Below are 17309 nucleotides of genomic sequence, written 5' to 3'. Positions count from 1 at the left end.
GCCTCCGCCACCGACGCCGAGGCGGCCGAGGCGGCGCAAGCCGCCGACGACGCCATCAGCGCGCTGCCCGCCATTCCGCAGCTGCTGCCGGAGGAGCTGGACGACCTGCTCGGCGACATCGCGCGCACGCAGGGCCACCTCGCGCCGATCGAGCGCGCGGCGGCGCTGCTGCGCGAGCTGCGCGCCTCGCTCGACGACACGCAGGCGCCGCTGGCCGGACCCTTGGCGCGCATCGAGGACCAGATCGAGCGTGGCGCCCGGCAGCTCGCCCGCGAGCTGGTGGCGCTGCGCGACGGCGCCGAGCAGCTGCGGCTGCTGCCGGCGTCCCAGCTGTTCGCGCCGCTGCAGCGCACCGCGCGCGACGCCGCGCGCTCGCAGGACAAGCAGGCGCGGCTGCACGGCGCCGGCGGCGACGTGAAGCTCGAGGCCGAGCTGCTCAACGCCGTGGCCGGCGCGCTGGTGCAGATGGTGCGCAACGCCGTGGCCCATGGCATCGAGCCGCCGGCCGAGCGCCTGGCCGCCGGCAAGCCAGCCTCGGGCTCCATCGAATTGCGCGTGGAGCGGCGCGGCCGCGAGGTGCTGTTCTGCTGCGCCGACGACGGCGCCGGCCTGGACCTGGACGCCGTGCGCCGCACCGCCGTGGACAAGGGCGTGCCCGGCGCCGCGCGGCTGGACGACGACGCGCTGATCGAGCGCCTGCTGCGCGGCGGCCTGAGCACCGCGCGGCGCGTGGACGCGCTGGCCGGTCGCGGCGTCGGCATGGACCTGGTGCGCGACACGGCGGACCGCCTCGGCGGCCGGCTGACGCTGCGCAGCCGGCGCGGCGAAGGCACCACCGTCGAGCTCTGCGTGCCGTTGCAGCTGGCGGCGCTGCGCGCGATCCGCGTCTGCGCCGGCGCGGTGTCGGCCTGGGTGCCGCTGGAGGCCGTCGAGCGCGTGCTGCAGCGCCCCGAGCTGAACGGCAACCACGTGGCCGTCGACGACGAACTGCTGCCGCACCTGTCGCTGGCCGACGCGCTGCGCCCCGGCGACGCGCCGGTGCCGCCGCGCTCGGCGCTGGTGCTGCGCGCCGGCGGCCAGCGCGCGGTGCTCGGCGTGAACACGCTGGACGGCGTGACCAGCGTGGTGCTGCGGCCGCCGCCGGCCCTGCTGCCGCCCTCGCCGCTGATCGCGGGCCTGGCGCTGGACGCGGCCCAGCAGCCGGTGCCGGTGCTGGCGCCCGAGGGGCTGATCGCCGCCGCCCGGCACGCGCGGCCGCGCGCCGCCGCGCCGGTGGCGCGCACCGGCACGATCCTGGTCATCGACGACTCGCTGACCACCCGCATGCTGGAGCAAAGCATCCTGGAGGCCGCCGGTTATCGCGTGCACATGGCCGCGTCGGCCGAGGACGGCCTCGAGGCGGCGCAACGAGAGCGCTACGCGCTGATCCTGGTCGACGTGGAGATGCCCGGCATGGACGGTTTCGAGTTCGTCGCCCGCATCCGCGGCGACGCGGCGCTGCGCGACATCCCCGCCGTGCTGGTGACCTCGCGCAACGCGCCCGAGGACCTGGCCCGCGGCAAGGCGGTCGGCGCCGACGGCTACATCGTCAAGGGCGAGTTCGCGCAGAACGAGTTCCTGGCGCAGGTCGCGCGGCTGGTCGCGCGCTCGGCCCAGGCCACCGCCGACGCCGCCGGCGCGCCGGCCGAAGGAGCCCCGGCATGAGCGCGGGAACCGGGAGCGGCGGCGCGGGCTTCGGCGGCTCGGGCATCGGCGGCCTGGGCGGCGCGGCGGACGGCGCCGGGCCCCGGCCCGCCGCCAAGGCGCTGCGGGTGCTGGTGGTCGAGGACTCGATCACGGTGCTGGCGCACATCCGCGAGGTGCTGGCCGCGCATGCCGACATCGAGGTCGTCGGCGAGGCCCACGACGGCGCGCAGGCGGTCGCGCTGTGCCAGCAGCTGCGGCCCGACGTCGTGTCGATGGACATGATGCTGCCGGGCATGGACGGCCAGGCGGCGACCGAGGCCATCATGGCCCACTGCCCGACGCCGATCCTGATCGTGTCGTCGTCGACCAACCGCGGCGAGCTGCTGCGCACCTACGAGGCGCTGGCCGCCGGCGCGGTCGAGGTGCTGGAGAAACCCAGCGCCGGCATGCCCGAGGGCGAATGGGAGCGCCGCTACGTGACGCTGCTGCGGCTGGTCGCGCGCATCCGCGTGATCACCCACGTGCGGGCGCGCATCGCCGGCCGGCCCGCGCCCAAGGCGGCGACGCCGCCGCCGCTGCCGCGCCGCGCGCTGCTGGCGCTGGGCGCCTCCACCGGCGGTCCCGGCGCGCTGATGAAGGTGCTGCAGGCGCTGCCCGCGCCGGCGCCGCTGCCGGTGCTGATCGTGATGCACATCAACGCCGTCTTCAGCCGCGGCTTCGCCGAGTGGCTGGACGCGCAGACGCCGCACCGCGTGCGCTACGCCCTCGGCGGCGAGCGGCTGCGCGACCTGGCCGGCCACGTCGTGCTCGCGCCGCCGGACAGCCACCTGGTGGTGCGCGCGGGACAGCTCGAGCTGAGCCACGCGCCGCCGCGGCATTCCTGCCGCCCGTCGGTGGACGAGCTGTTCGAGTCGCTGGCCACCGAGGTCGGCGGCGGCGTCGCCGCGGCGCTGCTGACCGGCATGGGCCGCGACGGGGCGCAGGGCCTGCTGGCGATCCGCCGCGCCGGCGGCGCGACGCTGGCGCAGGACGAAGCCAGTTCGATGGTCTACGGCATGCCGCGGGAGGCCGCCCAGCTGGGCGCGGCCGAACGCATCCTGCCGCTGGCCGACATCGGCCCCGCCTTGATGGGCTTGAGCGGCATGGCCTGGGGAGGAGGAGCCCACACATGAACAAGAGAACCTTCATCGTCGAGGACAGCCTGACGGTCCGCATGGACCTGCGCGAGGCGCTCGAGGAAGCCGGCTTCGACTGCGTCGAATGCGCGACGCTGGCGCAGGCGCGAGCCGCGCTGGCCGAGGGCATGCCGGCGCTGGTGCTGCTGGACAACCAGCTGCCCGACGGCGACGGCGCGGCCTGGCTGGCCGAGCTGCGCGCCGCGCCGCAAGGCCACGACTGCGCGGTGCTGATCCTGTCCAACGCGTCGCAGGCCGGCGACCGGCTGCGCGGCATCGCCCACGGCGCCGACGAGTACGTCGGCAAGCCCTACGACCGCGTCTACGTCGTGGACCGCGCCCGCGAGATGGTGCGCCAGCGCCAGTCGCGGCTGCAGACGCCGGAGCCGCATGTCGCCACGGTGCTGCTGATCGACGACAGCGAGACCTTCCGCGAGGCGCTGTGCGAGGCGCTGGAGCCGCACGGCTACGACATCCACATGGCGGCGCACGGCGAGGAAGGCCTGCGCCAGGCCGCCGCGCTGCGGCCCAACGCGGTGATCGTGGACCAGCACATGCCGGGCATCGACGGCGCGGCGGTGATCCGCCGGCTGCGGCTCGACCCGGCGCTGCGCCACACGCCCTGCCTGCTGCTGACCGCCGACGAGGGCCCCGAGGCCGAACTGCGCGCGCTGGAGGCCGGCGCCGACGCGTTCGCGCGCAAGCAGGACGACGTCGACCTGATCCTGGCGCGCATGGCCGCGATGCTGCGCAGCGCCAAGGCCAGCCTGCCCGAGCAGGGCGCGAGCCTGCTCGGCCCCAAGCGGCTGCTGCTGGTGGACGACAGCGCCAACGTGCTGGCCGAGCTCGGCGCGCTGCTGCGCGACGACGGCTACGACGTGATCGCCGCGGGCAGCGGCGAACAGGCGCTGGAGCTGCTGGCGGTGCAGATCGTCGACGCGGTGCTGCTGGACGTGCAGATGCCGGGCATCGGCGGGCTGGAGACCTGCCGCCGCATCAAGTCCGCGCCGGCGCTGCGCGACATCCCGGTGCTGCTGCTGACCGCCTTCGAGGGCCGCGCGTCGATGCTGGCGGGGCTGGAGGCCGGCGCCGACGACTACGTCGTCAAGGCCAACGGCGAGGTCGAGCTGCTCAAGGCGCGGCTGCGCGCGCAGCTGCGGCGCAAGCAGTTCGAGGACGAGGCCCGGCGCGTGCACGCCGAGCTGCACAACAGCGCGATGGAGGCCGCCGAGGCGCGCGCCGCCCGCAACCTGGCCGACAGCCGCGCCGAGCTGCTGGCCGCGCTGCAGCAGCGCAACGACGCGCTGGAGCAGCTCAACGCCGAGCTCAGCCGCGCCAGCAGCGCCAAGACCGCCTTCCTGTCGACGATGTCGCACGAGCTGCGCACGCCGCTGAACGCGGTGATCGGCTTCGCGCAGCTGATGCGCGACGGCGCCGCCGGCCCGGTCAGCGAGCGCCAGTCCGAGTTCTGCAACCACATCCACAACGCGGGCCAGCACCTGCTCTCGCTGGTCAACGACCTGCTGGACATGGCCAAGATCGAGGCCGGCCGCGTCGACCTGGACATCGAGCCGGTCGACCTCGACGAGCTGCTGCGCGACGCGCTGGCCATCGTGCAGGAGCGCGCGCGGCTGAACCGCATCGAGATGGCCTTCTACGGCGTGGGCGGCGGGCAGCGGCTGTGCGTGGACCGCCGCCGGCTGCGGCAGATCATCTACAACCTGCTGTCCAACGCCGCGAAGTTCACGCCCAAGGGCGGCCACATCCGGCTCGAGGCGCGGCGCGTGACGCGGGCCCGCGCGCGCGAATCGCTGCCGGGCTTCCCGGTCGGGCGGCGCTCCGAGCTGCCCGAGAACGAGCACGAGGAATTCGTCCAGATCAGCATCACCGACGACGGCGTCGGCATCCCGCCCGAGGGGCTGGAGAAGCTGTTCCAGCCCTTCAACCAGGTGCGCAACGCGATGACGCACAAGGTCGAGGGCACGGGCCTGGGCCTGGCGACGGTGGCGCGGCTGGTGCAGCTGCACGGCGGCGCGGTGGCGGTCAGCAGCGAGCCCGACAAGGGCAGCTGCTTCACCTGCTGGCTGCCGTGGCGCGAGCCGGTGATGCCCGACGTCATCCTGCCTGACGAGGCCGCCGAACGGCCGCTGGCGCTGGTGATCGAGCACAACGAGCAGGCCGCGGCGCTGATGGAGACGCAGCTGAACGCGGCCGGCTTCCGGGTGCGGCATGTCGCCTCGGCCGAGGCGGCGCTGGAACTGGCGCACCGGCTGCGCCCGGACCTGATCACGCTGGAGGTCAACCTGCCGGGGCTGGACGGCTGGGAGCTGCTGTCGCGGCTGAAGAACCTGCCGGGCTGGGCGCACATCCCGGTGGTGGTGGTGTCGGTGGACGCGGGGCAGGAGGTGGCGCTGTCGCTGGGCGCCTCGGCGGTGCTGCACAAGCCGGTGTCGCGCAAGGCGCTCAGCAAGGAGCTGGAGATGCTCGGCTTCAAGCCGACCGCGACGCGCAAGTTCCTGGTGCTCGCGATCAGCGACGCGCCCGGCGACCTGCAGTCGCTGAGCGCGCACCTGTCGCAGCCCGGCTTCTCGGTGCTGCGCGCGACCGGCGGCAAGGCCGGCATCGAGCTGGCGCGGCGCCACGTGCCCGACCTGATCGTGCTGGACCTGCTGATGGCGGAGGTCGACGGCATCGGCGTGGTCGAGGCGCTGCAGCGCGATCCGTTGACGGCGGCGATCCCGGTGATCGTCGTCGCCGCGTCGCAGCTGACGCCGCGCGACCGGGAGCTGCTCAACCGCCACGTGCAGCGCGCCACCGCGACGCGCGACCCGGCGGTCGAGGGCCCCGCGCCGACGCCCGCGCCCGGCGTGCGGACCACCAGCCCGCAGGGCCACTTCATGGACGAGGTCAAGCGCGCGATCAGCCGCACGAGCTGGGGCGACCTCGACCCGCTGGACGACTGAGCGCCGCCGCGACCGGCACGACCCGACCCGACCCGATGAACGACCCGCGCGCCGCGCAGGACACGACCAAACGATGCCATCGACCTCCCCGACCCCTTCGACCTCGCCCCTCCCTTCGCCTCCCGAGTTGACCGTGGTCCTCGTCGAGGACTCCCTGACCATCCGCCGCCAGCTGCTGCACCGGCTCGACGCGGTGCCCGGCCTGCGGGTCGTCGGCGAGGCCGCCGACGAGGCCACGGCGCTGGCGCTGATCGGCCACCTGCGGCCGTCGGCGGTGCTGCTGGACCTGTCGCTGGCGCAGGGCGGCTCCGGCATCGCGGTGCTCAAGGCGCTGCGCCGCCAGGGTTACGCGGGGCAGGTGCACGTGCTGTCGCACCAGACCGAGGCCTACCGCGCGGCGGTGCTGGCGGCGGGCGCGAACGGCTTCTTCGACAAGGCCGAGGAGCTCGACGCGATGCTGGTCCAGCTGACGGGCCAGCCGGAAGTGCCGGCGCCGCGGCCGCTGGACGCGGCGGCGCTGCGCGAGCGGCTCGACCAGACGGTCAAGCTGGCGATGCGCGACGGCGCCGAGGTAGTCGTCCACGTGGTCGCCGGCCGGGCCGAGTCCTTGCCGCCGCTGGCGGCGCAATTGATCGTCGGCCTGGACGGCGGCGACCTGGTCGGCTGGAGCGACGCGACGCCGGGCGACCGCCTGTGCGTGGTGCAGGTCGACAGCGACGACGCCCCGTCGCTGCGGGAGCGGCTGGACGTGCTGGCGCCCGACGTGCGCCTGGGCCGCGCGCGGCTGCCGGACGACGCGCTGTCCGCGGGCGGGCTGATCGCGCTGGCGGAACTGCGGGCGCTGGGACTGCTGCCGGGCTGAGCCGTTCCCTTGGAAACGTGACGGGGCCGGGACGGCCCGGGCTGGCTCGAAGGAGCCAGTGTTTCTGGGGGAGGCGGCGACTTGAACCTCGGCGAATCGGCGCCTATCGTCGGCGAACAGCTGAATTTCGTCTCGGCGGCGCCACCGTGCCCGCCTGGCACTTGAGTTGCCCCCTGCGACTGGATTACCCTTTGTCGCTGGAGGTCATCGACCGTGGACGTTCTGCAGCTGGACATCTCGGGCCGACCGCAGGCCTGGATCTCGACGAAGGAAGCAGCGGTGCTGTACGCCAGCGACGCGATCGCGTGGACGCTTGGCGAGCCTTTCCACGTCCTGCGCGGCGGTTACCAGCGCACGGGGCTGCAATCGCGCATCGAGCTGCACCCGATCGTCGCGGTGCGCGGCGCGATCCCGAGCCGCGCGTGGCGCCAGGCGCCGGCGCTGTCCAACTTCAAGCTGTTCGCGCGCGACCGGCATGTCTGCGCCTACTGCGGCCACCGCCACCATCCGGACCTGCTGACGCGGGAGCACATCCAGCCGGTGTCGCGCCGCGGGCAGGACACGTGGATGAACTGCATCACCGCCTGCCGCGCCTGCAACGGCCGCAAGGGCAACCGCACGCCGGAGGAGGCGCGCATGACGCTGCTGTACCTGCCCTACGTGCCCAGCCTGCACGAGGACATGATCCTGCGCGGCCGGCGCATCCTGGCCGACCAGATGGAGTTCCTGCTGGCGAGCGTGCCGAAGTCGTCGCGGTTGTATCTGGCCTGACGCCGCTCAATTCGACGAGGCCGGCGCCGTGCGCGCCACCGCCTTGCGGTTGCCGGCGGCGTCATAGGTGTAAGTCACCGTCGCGCCGTTGGAGTAGGTCACCTGCTCGATCCGGCCCAGCGCGTCGTAGCGATAACTCTCCGACACGGGCGGCTGCACCTGGTTCTTCTTGATCGCCGCCAGCACGATCGGCATCACCAGGTCCAGCAGGTCGTCGTCCTCGACCGGGGCCTGCTGGGCCGACGCGGGCAACACGATCGCGGCCGACAGGCCGATCGCGACGAGGCGCCGCGTGAGGCGGCGCGGTGACTGGAACACGTGGGGCATCTTTCGACTCCTTCCCTCTTTCATTTCATGAACCTGATCCGGGAGAACAGGGCTTCCTTGCCCGGCTCGATCGCACAGGTCAGCGCGCCCACCGGTCTCGGCGCCTCCCGGTCGCGATTGGCCAGCGCGCTCAAGGCGTCGAAGCGGACCTCGACCACGCCGCGCCGGTCCTCCACGCGCAAGGCATAGGGTCCGCTGAGCTCCCGCGCCGGTGTCACGTCGATCCAGGCCGACAGCCGGCCCGACGGCGAGCGGCTGAACGCCCCCACCCGGAACGAGAACTCCCCGGCGCGATAGGTCGCGCCGGCCCGCAGTTGCCGAGGCACGGCGAAGACATGGGCCTGCTCGGCGCCGCGCAGCGGATCGAAGCCCTCCCGGACGCAGAACTTCAGTTCGTCGTCGCAGGGAATGGGAATGGTGAACACCGACTCGCGCCCGTCACCGTCGGCGATCGACTTGGCGATGCGTCCGGTCTTGAGGTTGAACATCAACAGCGACGCATGGCCGTCGCAGGGGTACGCATACACGCCGTCGGCGGGCGCGGCCACGCAGGCGGCCGCCGGCAACGCCAGCAGTGCCGCGCGCGCGATCTTCCAAGGGCGGGTGGTCATGTCGGTCCCCTTTGCAACGCCGGTCCCCGGCGCCTCACTTGAACATCTGCCGGATCGCTTGATCGAACTGGCTGTTGTGACGCTCGGGAACGATCTGCGGATTGTTCCGCCCCACGCCGAAGACGCGGTTCCATTCCTTGGCCTTGTCGGTGAGGTGGATCATTTCATGCAGGTAGACGCTGGCACGCCCCGACTCGCCGGCGTTCCTCAGGCCCGGTTGGTACAGGGCGATCTCGTCGCCCAGGGCCTTGCCCGCCGCGCCATCCGGGCTGGCGGACGTGTTCAGCGTGATCTGCGTGTCGATGAACAGCTGCGTCAACTCGCCGACCTTGAACGTGATGTCCACCGCCGTGCCCGAGTCCGTGGACAGCGAGGCGGTCACGCTGCGGGACTGCTTGGCGCCCAGCAGCTTCTTGAAGTCGCGCGTCATCTCGGCCTCGCGCTCGGCGATGAACTTCTGCAGCGCCTTCGACAGCTTGTTCCGCACCTCGTCGGTGAGTTCCTTGCCGTCGAGCTTGTCGATGCGGCAGACCCCGTCCCGCTGGCCCTCCTGCTGCTGCTGGATGCGGCAGGTCTCCCCACTGGGGTCCGCTCGGTTGATCGGGTCGTTGCCGACATAGGCGTAGAGGTTGAGGTCGCCGCTGCCGTAGCCCACGGGATCGGTCTGCAGGAAGCGTCCGAGGCCCGGGTGATACATCCGCGCCTTGTAGGAATGCAGGCCCACCTCCGGCAGCCAGAGCTGTCCGGTGTACTGGTGGCGCCCGACGTTGCCCGCGGCGGGTTGGCCGTATTCGTCGTACCGGTTGATCGCCAGCAGGCGCCCCTCCGACTCGGTGACCGCGATGACCGATCCCTGCTGGTCGACATGCATCCAGCGCGGCCGCGAGGTGCCCGCGCCTTCGTACCAGAGCTGCGGATCGTCCGCGGTGCGCCCCGGCACGAACCGGCGCAGCAACGTGCCGTCCTGGTCGCGCTCGGCGATCAACGATTCGCCGATGTACTCGAAGCGGGTGGTCGCTGCGCCCTTGCGGATGCCGGACAGGCGGCCCATCGCGTCATAGGTCAGCGTGGCGCCATCCGCGCCCGCGAGCCGGTTCAGCACGGTGTAGGCCCAGGTGTGCCCCTGCGCCTGCGTGAGGTTGCCGCGCGCATCGTGGACCGTGGGCGCGCCGTCGACGGTGGTCAGTTGGTTCAGTCCGTTCACGCCGTAGGCGGACGTCTGGGCCACCACCGTGGGACGGCCGTAGGCGCCGTTGTCGCGCGCGATGCCGGTCACCTGCCCCGCCGGGCTGTAGCTCAGACCGATGTTCACGGCCGCGCCGGGAACGGCATGGCCGAAGGCCGTGACGCCGATCGCACCGGCGCCGAAATCCACCGTCGACACGACGCCGTTGCCACGCGTCACGCGCCGCTGCCGTCCCGCCGCGTCGTAGCCATAGGCCATCAACTCGGCGCCGTTCACCTCGCCGATGCTCAGGAACTGGTCGTCCAGCCGGTGGGCATACCGCAGCTGCAACCCGTCGGCATACGTGAGCCGGACCGGACGGCCGGCCGCGTCGCAGTCGATGCGCTTGGTGCCGAAGGCATCCTGCTCCGAGGTCTTGCATCCGAGCGCGTCGTACGCCCGGATGACCGCGGAGCCGTTGCTGTCGCTGGCGCTGCGCAGATGTCCCGCGGCGTCGTGGACGTAGGTGGTGCGCGCCGCCTCGCCGGACGCCAGCGGCGTCACCTCGGTCGAGGTCACCCGGCCCAGCGCGTCATAGCCGAAGCGCACCAGGTTGCCGTCGCGCAAGCGCCGCACCAGCGGACGGGAGCCGCCGTCATAGGCTTGGATCTCCTCGTAGTCGTTCTCGTTGGCGGCACCCGGCAGCGACGGATTCGGGAACTTGGTCCGCGCGGCGCGGTCGAAGCCGTCATACACCGTGGCCGTGAGGTTGCCGTTGGCATCGGCGATGGTCGCCAGCTTGCCGTTGGCGGTGAAGGTCTGGGTGCGCTCGACCCGCTCCAGCGCGGTGCCCACGGCCTGCTTCACGGACTGCAGCTGGCCTGCGGCGTCATGCGCGTGGCGCGTGATCCGGTCCGGGCCCGCGGGACCGGCGGGACCCGCTTCGCAGGCATCCGCGGGCGCCGCCACCGCGAGGTTCATCCGCACCGTCGTGCACAGCGGCCGGTTGAGCGCGTCGTAGCTCAGGCTCGTGCGCGAGGCCAGCACGCCTTCGACGAAGACCTCCTCCGACACCTTGCGCTTGGCGCCGTCATAGGCGGTGCGCGTCTCCTGCATCGGTACGAAACCGTCCAGCTCGCCGGACATGCTGTAGCCGGCGCGCACCGACACCGGCAGCCCATCCTTGTCGTAGGTGGTCCAGGTGACCGGCGCGCCCGACGGGCCGTCGCCATCGGGGTCCGCGCCGATCGTCGCGTACCGCTGGCGTGCCGCGTCATAGAAATGCCGCGTGATCTGGCCGGCCAGGGGGCCCGTCTGTTTCACGAGGTCGCCCAGCGTGTCGTACTCGAAGCTGACGGTCGCGGACCGGGCCCCATCGCCCGAGGCGGTCGTGGTCCAGGCCAGTTGGAGGTTGTCGTTGTAGCCGTAGGTGGTGACGACTTCGTCCACGGTCCCCGCACAGGTCGCCAGCGTCATCGTCAGGCAACTCGCCTTGCGCGTCAGCCGGTAGATCGGCGCGGGCGCCCGGGCGGGCGCGGCGCCCGCCGCCTGGCGATAGACCGCGTACAGCGCCGAGTACTCGTGGCGGGTCTGCGGCTGCACGGTCCCGGCTGGCGACGTCACCTCCGGCAGCGTCACCGTGGCCACCTTGCCCGAGGCCGGGTCGTAGGTGTAGGTCGTGACCTTGCCGTCGGCGTCGGTGGTGGTCTGCGGCTGATTGCAGACCTTGAAGTCGGCGACGTTGGTGCAGGCGCGATAGCTGGCGCTGGTGACGATCGTCGTCGTCTGGCCCGAGCCGGGCTTGGGCTTGAGCTCGGTCTTGATGAGGTTCCAGCGGCCGTCGTACGTGTATTCGACCCGGTCGCCCTCGGGCCGGGTCATCGTCGACGGCTTGTAGAGGCTGCCGTAGGCATCGTTCAGGCTGCCGCCGCTGCCGCCGGACGGGGGAATGACGCTGACCGGCGCGGAGCCGCCGGTGACCTGGTCCCGGGTGCTGCCCAGCAGGCTCCAGCCGTAGTAGCTGACCCGGCCGAGCGGATCGGCGTAGGTCGTCCCGTTGCCCTTCACCGACGTCGTGCCGCCGAGCGCGTCCGTCGCCACGAAGTCGGGCGCCACGCCGGTGTTGCAGTAGTTCGTCGCGAAGGTGTACGCGTAGTTCCAGGTACCGGCCGACGTGGCCGCCTGCGTCGTCACCGAACTGCCCGCCAGACAGGTCGGCATGACGCCGAGCAGGCGCTCGGTCCAGGACAGGGAGCGTCCTTCCGGCGTGGAAACGGTCATCGTGCGGGGATCCGCGCCGGTGGCGACCAGCCGGGCGATGCGGCCCGCGGGATCCGTGACGGTGGTCGCGCCATCCGCCGTCTGCGCCGTCACCACCAGCGACTTCGGCGCACCGGGCGTGCAGGTCGGCGCGTTCGGGTCGCAGTAGTCGTCGCGCAGGTTGATCATCACCGCGCGGCTCCACCCGTTCACGGTGCCCGGCGTGAGGTGCAGCATGTAGCCGCGGGAGCTGACGACGGCGCGGATCGCCGTGCCATTGGCGTAGGTGAAGGTCAATTGCTCGCCGTCGGGGTAGCGGACGGACTGCAGCGTGGCAGCCATCCGGGCCTGCGTGTTGGTGCCCAGGTAAGGCGGCGAGGCGGACGAGTACGGCGCGAAGGTCCATTGCGTGCCGTCCGGCTCGGTGACGACGTTGCCCGAGACATCGCCGCCGTACTTCTTCAGCGCGACGTCGAGCACCACGCGGTCGCCGAGCTTGTAATGCATCGCGCCGATGCCCGCGCATCCGAATTGCCCCGGCCGGATGCAGACGTACTCGCTGTAGCCGGCGCCGCCGAGCGGCGTCGCGCCGGTGACGCCGATGTTGTAGCTGAACCAGTTGGTCGACAGCGCCGGCTTGCCCGCGTCGCCGATCGACAGCACGCCGCCGACATAGCGGATGCGACCGCTGGTCATGTCGACGCCCATGGGATCGATCAGTTGCACGCTCGGCGCCGGATTCGGATTGACTTCCTGGGCTTGCGCCGCCTGGCAGGTCGCCGCGAGCGCCATCACCGCGCCCATGACGGGCAGCAGGCCTTGTCCCGGACGCGCGACGGCGGCGCCCCGGTCATGCCGGTTCGTGTTCATTTGTTTTCCTCCCTGACGGGGCCGGAGTCTAGAAGCCTTCCTTCCCCGGCCGCGTCCGAGGATTCCCCCGACCGCCCCGCTGGCGCGCCGGACATCGCCCGGCCTCGGAGGCGCCATCGCCAGCGTGGGCATGCCGATCGCCACGGTGGAGCGGAACGCGACTCCTGTAGAGTGAGTCCCTTGGGCCGCCGCCCGCCCGCCTGCCCGCCTGGGCGTTGGCCGGTGACGCGACGGTCGCGATGGGTAAAGACTTGTGTACGGTCAACGGAAGGTCGCGGGACCACGTTGGCCCGTTCACCGACTTGGAGAGATGTGATGAAAAAGCTGCTGATTGCCACGATGGTGGCCGCCCTGGCCGCCTGCTCGACGACGAGCCCCGATGTGATCCAGCGCGGTGACGCGCAGCGGATGTCCCAGGTGCAGGACGCTACCGTCCTGTCGGTCCGGCCCGTGACCGTGGACGGCTCCCAAAGCGGCGCCGGCGCGCTGACCGGCGCGGTCGTCGGCGGCGTGGCCGGCGGCAGCGTCGGTGGCCACCGCGAGGGCATCGTGGTCGGCGTGCTGGGCGCCGTGGCCGGCGCGGCGCTGGGCAACGCCGTCGAGCGCGGCGTGACCAAGGAGCAAGCCGTCGAGATCCTGCTGCAGCTGCGCAACGGCGAGCGCCGCGCGGTCGTCCAGGCGCAGGGCAACGAGAACTGGATCGCCGGCGAGCCCGTGATCATCGTCACCACCGGCGGCAAGTCCCGCGTGGTGCGCGCGCCGGCGACGACCCGCACGAACTGAGTCCACCGGACTCGCCAACGACAAGGGGCCCTTCACGGGCCCCTTCGTCCTTCCTGGGCCGCCCCGACGGGCGCCCCGCTCACTTCACCCGCTGCTTCTCCAGCTTGCGCGCCAGCGTGCGCCGGTGCATGCCCAGCCGCCGCGCGGTCTCCGAGATGTTGAAGTCGGTCGCCGCCAGCGTCTCGTGGATGTGCTCCCACTCGAGCGTCTTGATCGAGGTCGTCGCGCGCTCGGTCACCTCGACCTCCGCGTCGCCCAGCGCGCGCGAGAACGCGGCCTCGATGTCATCGGTGTTGGCCGGCTTGGCCAGGTAATGCCGCGCGCCGAGCTTGATCGCCTCCACCGCCGTGGCGATGCTCGCGTAGCCGGTCAGCACGACGATCACCATCTCCGCGTCGTGCTCGTGCAGCGTCTGCACGCAGGCCAGGCCCGAGCCGCCACCCGCCAGCTTCAGGTCGACGACCGCGTACTCCGGCGCCTCCTCGCGCCCGCGCTCGGCCAGCAGCTTCTGCACCTGCTCCACGCTGGTCGCGCGCAGCACCTGGTAGCCGCGGCGCTCGAACGAACGCGACAGCGTGCGCGCGAACGCGTCGTCGTCCTCGACGATCAACAGCAGGCGGTCGGTATCCGAGGCGGTCAGCTCATCCATGGGCGACATTGTCCGGCAGGTCCAGCGGCGCCAGCGCCGACAGGGGCATGCGGATTTCCACCTCCGCGCCGCCGCCCTCCTCCGCCAGCCGGTTGCGCGCCCGCAGCCGCCCGCCCAGCGAGCGCACCACGTTCAGCGCCAGGAAGAGCCCCAGCCCGCCGCCGGCGCGGCCCTTGCTCGATTGATAGGGCTTGCCGAAGCGTTCCAGCATCTCCGGCAGGAACCCCGGCCCGCGGTCCACGACGCGCAGCACCAGCTGGCCATCCTCGGCATCCGCGCGCAGCGTCACCGGCTGCCCGGGCGCGGCCTCGAGCGCGTTGTCCAGCACGTTGTCGATCATCTGCTTGAGCCCGACGTCCGAGACGATGCGCACCTTGGGCAGGCGCGGATCGGGCCGGTACTCCAGCCCGTGGTGCGTCCGCGTCGTCAGCCAGTGCTGGACCAGGTCGTCGAGGAAGGCCTGCAGCGTCGTCACCACCGGCGCCTCGCCGCGCAGCTCGCCCGCCGACATCAGGATCCCGCTGACGATCGCCTTGCAGCGCCGCAGCTGGACCTGCATCTCCTCGATCTCCTCGCGCAGCTCCGGGTCGCCGGCGAAGGGCGCCATCCGCGACCAGTCGCCCAGGATCACCGACAGCGTCGCCAGCGGCGTGCCCAGCTCGTGCGCCGCGCCCGAGGCGAGCAGGCCCATGCGCACGATGTGTTCCTCCTCGGCGGCGCGCTGGCGCAGGTCGGCCAGGCGCGCGTCGCGCTGGCGCAGGTTGCGCCCGATGCGCTGGATGAAGATCACCAGCAGCGCGGCGTTGATCGCGAAGCAGATCAGCAGGCCGCCGATGTAGTGCGGCGGCAGCGACAGGCCTTCCATGTCGGGCACCAGCAGCGGCTGGTGCCACTGCGTCAGCGCGACGAAGCAGCCGCCGGTCACCGCCACCGTGAACCAGATGTAGCGCGAGGGCAGCAGCACCGCGCCCACCGCGATCTGCAGCAGGAACAGGAAGATGAAGGGATTGGTGACGCCGCCGCTGTAGTACAGCTGGCCGCTGAGCACCGCGATGTCGACCAGCAGTCCGGCGAAGAGCTCGGCGTTGCGCACGCTGGGCACCCAGCGCGTGCGCAGCCAGCAGGCGACGTTGAACAGCACCAGCACCGCCAGCAGCGTCAGCATCTCCGGCATCGGCAGCCGGATGTGCAGCGCGAAGTGCACCGACAGCACCGTCCCGAACTGCCCCGCCGCCGCCAGCCAGCGCAGCTGCACCAGCTGCTGCAGGTTGTTGCGGCCGGCCTGCAGCGCGCGGCCCTCGGCGGAGCCCCCGTCCATCGCCAGCGCGCCGGGCGCGCCGTCGAGCATGCGGCTGTCGTCGGGGTGGTCGTCGTCCGGATCCGGACGGCTCATCGGCATGGTCGCGGCCTCAGTCCCGCGCCGCGGTCGGGTCCGTCGCGCGGCGGCGCTCGACGCGCCACAGCCACACGCCGACGCCGGCCGTCATCGCCGCCATCGCGAACCAGGTCAGCGCGTACTGCAGGTGGTTGTCGGCGAAGCGCACCACCGTCAGGCCGCCGCGCGGCCAGCGGGTGTGGTCGTCCGCCACGGCCGCGTCGACGAAGTACGGCGCCACCGGGCCCTCGACCACGCGCCGCGCCTTGGCGATCGCCTCGACGTCGCGCGAGTACCAGCGGTCCTGCTCCGGCACGTTGCGGCGCAGCAGGCTGCCGCCGGGCTCGGTCAGGCGCAGCAGGCCGACGACGCGGTCCTCGCCCTGCGTCTCCGACGCGGTGCGCGAGGCCCGCGCCTTGAAGGCCGGCGGCACGAAGCCGCGGTTCACCAGCACCCAGTCGCCGCGCACGGTGCGCAGCGGCGTCAGCACCCAGTAGCCGGTGCCCAGCTCGGTGCTGGCGCCCACCAGCGTCTCGCGCGAATGGTCGAAGGTGCCGGTCAGCACGACGCGGCGGTACTCGTCGTCCGCCTTCGTGATCGCGTCCCAGCGGTCCGCGCCGGGCGCGCGCGCCGGCTCGGCGGCCAGCCGCGCGTCCACGCGCGCGATCAGGTCCCGCTTCCACGCCATGCGCTGCACCTGCCACGCGCCCAGCGCGAGGAAGGCCGCAAACAAAAGGGCCGCGCCCAGCAGCAGCGCCCAGAAGGCGGTGCTGCGGCGCGGCCGCGGCGTGTCCGGATGAACGTCGGTCATCAAGGCATGTTGCGCATGTCGTGGATCGGCATCATGTTGCTGTTCAGGTGGAACATCACCCAGATCGAGCCGGCCAGCATGATCACCACGACGGCGATCGTGAAGATCAGCGACAGCATCGACCAGCCGCCCTCGACCTTCGAGTTCATGTGCAGGAAATAGATCATGTGGACCACGATCTGCACCGCCGCGAAGGCCAGCAGCACGATGCCGGTGGTCGCCGGCGAGGCGATGACCTTGCCCATCACCAGCCAGAACGGGATCGCCGTCAGGATCACCGACAGGATGAAACCGATCACGTAGCCCTTGACGGTGGCGTGGTAGCCGACGTCGTCGTGATCGTCGTGACCATGGCCGTGGCCGTGGTCGTCGTGCTTGTGGTCATGGTCGCTCACTGCAGCGCTCCCATCAGATAAACGAAGGTGAAGACACCGATCCAGATTACGTCCAGGAAGTGCCAGAACATCGACAGGCAGATCAGGCGGCGCTTGTTCTCCTTGGTCAGGCCCAGCTTGGTCACCTGGACCATCAGCGTCACCAGCCAGATCGTGCCGAAGGTGACGTGCAGGCCGTGCGTGCCCACCAGCGTGAAGAAGGACGACAGGAACGCGCTGCGCTGCGGGCCCGCGCCTTCATGGATCAGGTGCGCGAACTCGTAGAGCTCCACGGCCAGGAAGCACAGGCCCAGGATGCCGGTGACCGCCAGCCAGGCCAGCGTGCCCTGCTTCTTGTTGGCCAGCATCTTGATCATCGCGAAGCCGTACGTGATCGACGACAGCAGCAGGAAGCCCGTGTTGAGCGCCACCAGCGGCAGGTCGAAGAGGTCGGCGCCCGACGGGCCGGCCGCGTAGCTGCGGCCCAGGACCGCGTACGTCGCGAACAGCACCGCGAAGATCAGGCAGTCGCTCATCAGGTAGATCCAGAACCCGAGGAGCGTGCCGTGCTGCGGATGGTGGTCGCCGTTGTCGTAGAACACCGGCGCGCCGGTGTTGTTCGTCATGG

Annotated in this window: 14 protein-coding genes; 6 read left to right on the top strand and 8 right to left on the bottom strand. The window is 71.9% G+C overall.

Annotated features, from left to right (window positions below; genetic code table 11):
• From N5D62_RS02725 to N5D62_RS02705, 5 genes are all read left to right on the top strand, one after another.
• A partial coding sequence (locus tag N5D62_RS02725; protein ID WP_279755922.1) for a response regulator occupies positions 1-1704 on the top strand: 1704 nt, incomplete at its 5' end.
• On the top strand, positions 1701-2858 hold the full coding sequence (cheB, locus tag N5D62_RS02720; RefSeq protein WP_279755921.1) for a chemotaxis-specific protein-glutamate methyltransferase CheB: 1158 nt from the start codon (positions 1701-1703) through the stop codon (positions 2856-2858). The genes N5D62_RS02725 and cheB, both read left to right, overlap by 4 nt.
• Positions 2855-5824 (top strand): response regulator, encoded by a 2970-nt coding sequence (locus tag N5D62_RS02715; RefSeq protein ID WP_279755920.1) that lies wholly within the window; start codon positions 2855-2857, stop codon positions 5822-5824. Before cheB ends, N5D62_RS02715 begins: the two co-directional genes overlap by 4 nt.
• 133 nt (positions 5825-5957) lie before the next feature.
• Positions 5958-6686 (top strand): response regulator transcription factor, encoded by a 729-nt coding sequence (locus N5D62_RS02710; protein ID WP_279755919.1) that lies wholly within the window; start codon positions 5958-5960, stop codon positions 6684-6686.
• Positions 6687-6899: 213 nt separating this feature from the next.
• A complete protein-coding gene (locus tag N5D62_RS02705) occupies positions 6900-7457 on the top strand; it encodes an HNH endonuclease (protein ID WP_279755918.1) in 558 nt (185 codons plus the stop codon).
• Positions 7458-7463: 6 nt separating this feature from the next.
• Here N5D62_RS02705 and N5D62_RS02700 read toward each other — a convergent pair whose 3' ends face one another.
• The 3 genes from N5D62_RS02700 to N5D62_RS02690 are packed head-to-tail and all read right to left on the bottom strand — an operon-like array spanning position 7464 to position 12689.
• On the bottom strand, positions 7464-7784 hold the full coding sequence (locus N5D62_RS02700; RefSeq protein WP_279755917.1) for an RHS repeat protein: 321 nt from the start codon (positions 7782-7784) through the stop codon (positions 7464-7466).
• A 20-nt stretch (positions 7785-7804) separates the two neighbouring features.
• Positions 7805-8395: a hypothetical protein gene (locus tag N5D62_RS02695; protein ID WP_279755916.1), complete on the bottom strand. Its 591-nt coding sequence runs from the start codon at positions 8393-8395 to the stop codon at positions 7805-7807.
• Positions 8396-8429: 34 nt separating this feature from the next.
• Positions 8430-12689: an RHS repeat-associated core domain-containing protein gene (locus N5D62_RS02690; protein ID WP_279755915.1), complete on the bottom strand. Its 4260-nt coding sequence runs from the start codon at positions 12687-12689 to the stop codon at positions 8430-8432.
• A 315-nt stretch (positions 12690-13004) separates the two neighbouring features.
• Here N5D62_RS02690 and N5D62_RS02685 point away from each other — a divergent pair, with 315 nt between their 5' ends.
• Positions 13005-13472: a hypothetical protein gene (locus N5D62_RS02685; protein WP_279755914.1), complete on the top strand. Its 468-nt coding sequence runs from the start codon at positions 13005-13007 to the stop codon at positions 13470-13472.
• 79 nt (positions 13473-13551) lie between these two features.
• On the opposite strand, the gene N5D62_RS02680 is transcribed toward N5D62_RS02685, so the two are convergent.
• Genes N5D62_RS02680 through cyoC form a run of 5 tightly spaced genes read right to left on the bottom strand, consistent with a single transcriptional unit; the run spans position 13552 to position 17307 of the window.
• Positions 13552-14121, bottom strand: a complete 570-nt coding sequence (locus tag N5D62_RS02680) for a response regulator transcription factor (RefSeq protein ID WP_279755913.1) — start codon at positions 14119-14121, stop codon at positions 13552-13554.
• Positions 14114-15520: an ATP-binding protein gene (locus tag N5D62_RS02675; protein ID WP_347881796.1), complete on the bottom strand. Its 1407-nt coding sequence runs from the start codon at positions 15518-15520 to the stop codon at positions 14114-14116. Before N5D62_RS02675 ends, N5D62_RS02680 begins: the two co-directional genes overlap by 8 nt.
• Positions 15521-15530: 10 nt before the next feature.
• Positions 15531-16307 carry an SURF1 family protein gene (locus N5D62_RS02670; RefSeq protein WP_279755912.1) on the bottom strand — a complete coding sequence of 259 codons (777 nt, stop codon included), beginning with the start codon at positions 16305-16307 and terminating at the stop codon, positions 15531-15533.
• Positions 16307-16702: a cytochrome o ubiquinol oxidase subunit IV gene (gene cyoD, locus N5D62_RS02665; RefSeq protein ID WP_279755911.1), complete on the bottom strand. Its 396-nt coding sequence runs from the start codon at positions 16700-16702 to the stop codon at positions 16307-16309. The genes N5D62_RS02670 and cyoD overlap by 1 nt, the downstream gene beginning before the upstream one ends.
• Positions 16699-17307, bottom strand: a complete 609-nt coding sequence (cyoC, locus tag N5D62_RS02660; protein WP_279755936.1) for a cytochrome o ubiquinol oxidase subunit III — start codon at positions 17305-17307, stop codon at positions 16699-16701. The genes cyoD and cyoC overlap by 4 nt, the downstream gene beginning before the upstream one ends.
• Between the last annotated feature and the right edge of the window lie 2 nt (positions 17308-17309).

Source organism: Mitsuaria sp. GD03876 (assembly GCF_029840635.1).
In the GTDB taxonomy this organism is placed as follows: domain Bacteria; phylum Pseudomonadota; class Gammaproteobacteria; order Burkholderiales; family Burkholderiaceae_C; genus Roseateles.
The sequence above is the reverse complement of the archived record's forward strand: the minus strand, read 5'-3'. Positions and strand labels throughout refer to the sequence as shown.

Bases quoted from the DNA above. Each gene is read 5' to 3' on its own strand.
- N5D62_RS02715 (WP_279755920.1), top strand. From the start codon at position 2,855: ATGAACAAGAGAACCTTCATCGTCGAGGACAGCCTGACGGTCCGCATG.
- N5D62_RS02690 (WP_279755915.1), bottom strand. From the start codon at position 12,689: ATGAACACGAACCGGCATGACCGGGGCGCCGCCGTCGCGCGTCCGGGA.
- cyoC (WP_279755936.1), bottom strand. From the start codon at position 17,307: ATGACGAACAACACCGGCGCGCCGGTGTTCTACGACAACGGCGACCAC.
- N5D62_RS02685 (WP_279755914.1), top strand. From the start codon at position 13,005: ATGAAAAAGCTGCTGATTGCCACGATGGTGGCCGCCCTGGCCGCCTGC.
- N5D62_RS02680 (WP_279755913.1), bottom strand. From the start codon at position 14,121: ATGGATGAGCTGACCGCCTCGGATACCGACCGCCTGCTGTTGATCGTC.
- N5D62_RS02675 (WP_347881796.1), bottom strand. From the start codon at position 15,520: ATGCCGATGAGCCGTCCGGATCCGGACGACGACCACCCCGACGACAGC.
- N5D62_RS02700 (WP_279755917.1), bottom strand. From the start codon at position 7,784: ATGCCCCACGTGTTCCAGTCACCGCGCCGCCTCACGCGGCGCCTCGTC.
- N5D62_RS02670 (WP_279755912.1), bottom strand. From the start codon at position 16,307: ATGACCGACGTTCATCCGGACACGCCGCGGCCGCGCCGCAGCACCGCC.
- N5D62_RS02695 (WP_279755916.1), bottom strand. From the start codon at position 8,395: ATGACCACCCGCCCTTGGAAGATCGCGCGCGCGGCACTGCTGGCGTTG.
- cheB (WP_279755921.1), top strand. From the start codon at position 1,701: ATGAGCGCGGGAACCGGGAGCGGCGGCGCGGGCTTCGGCGGCTCGGGC.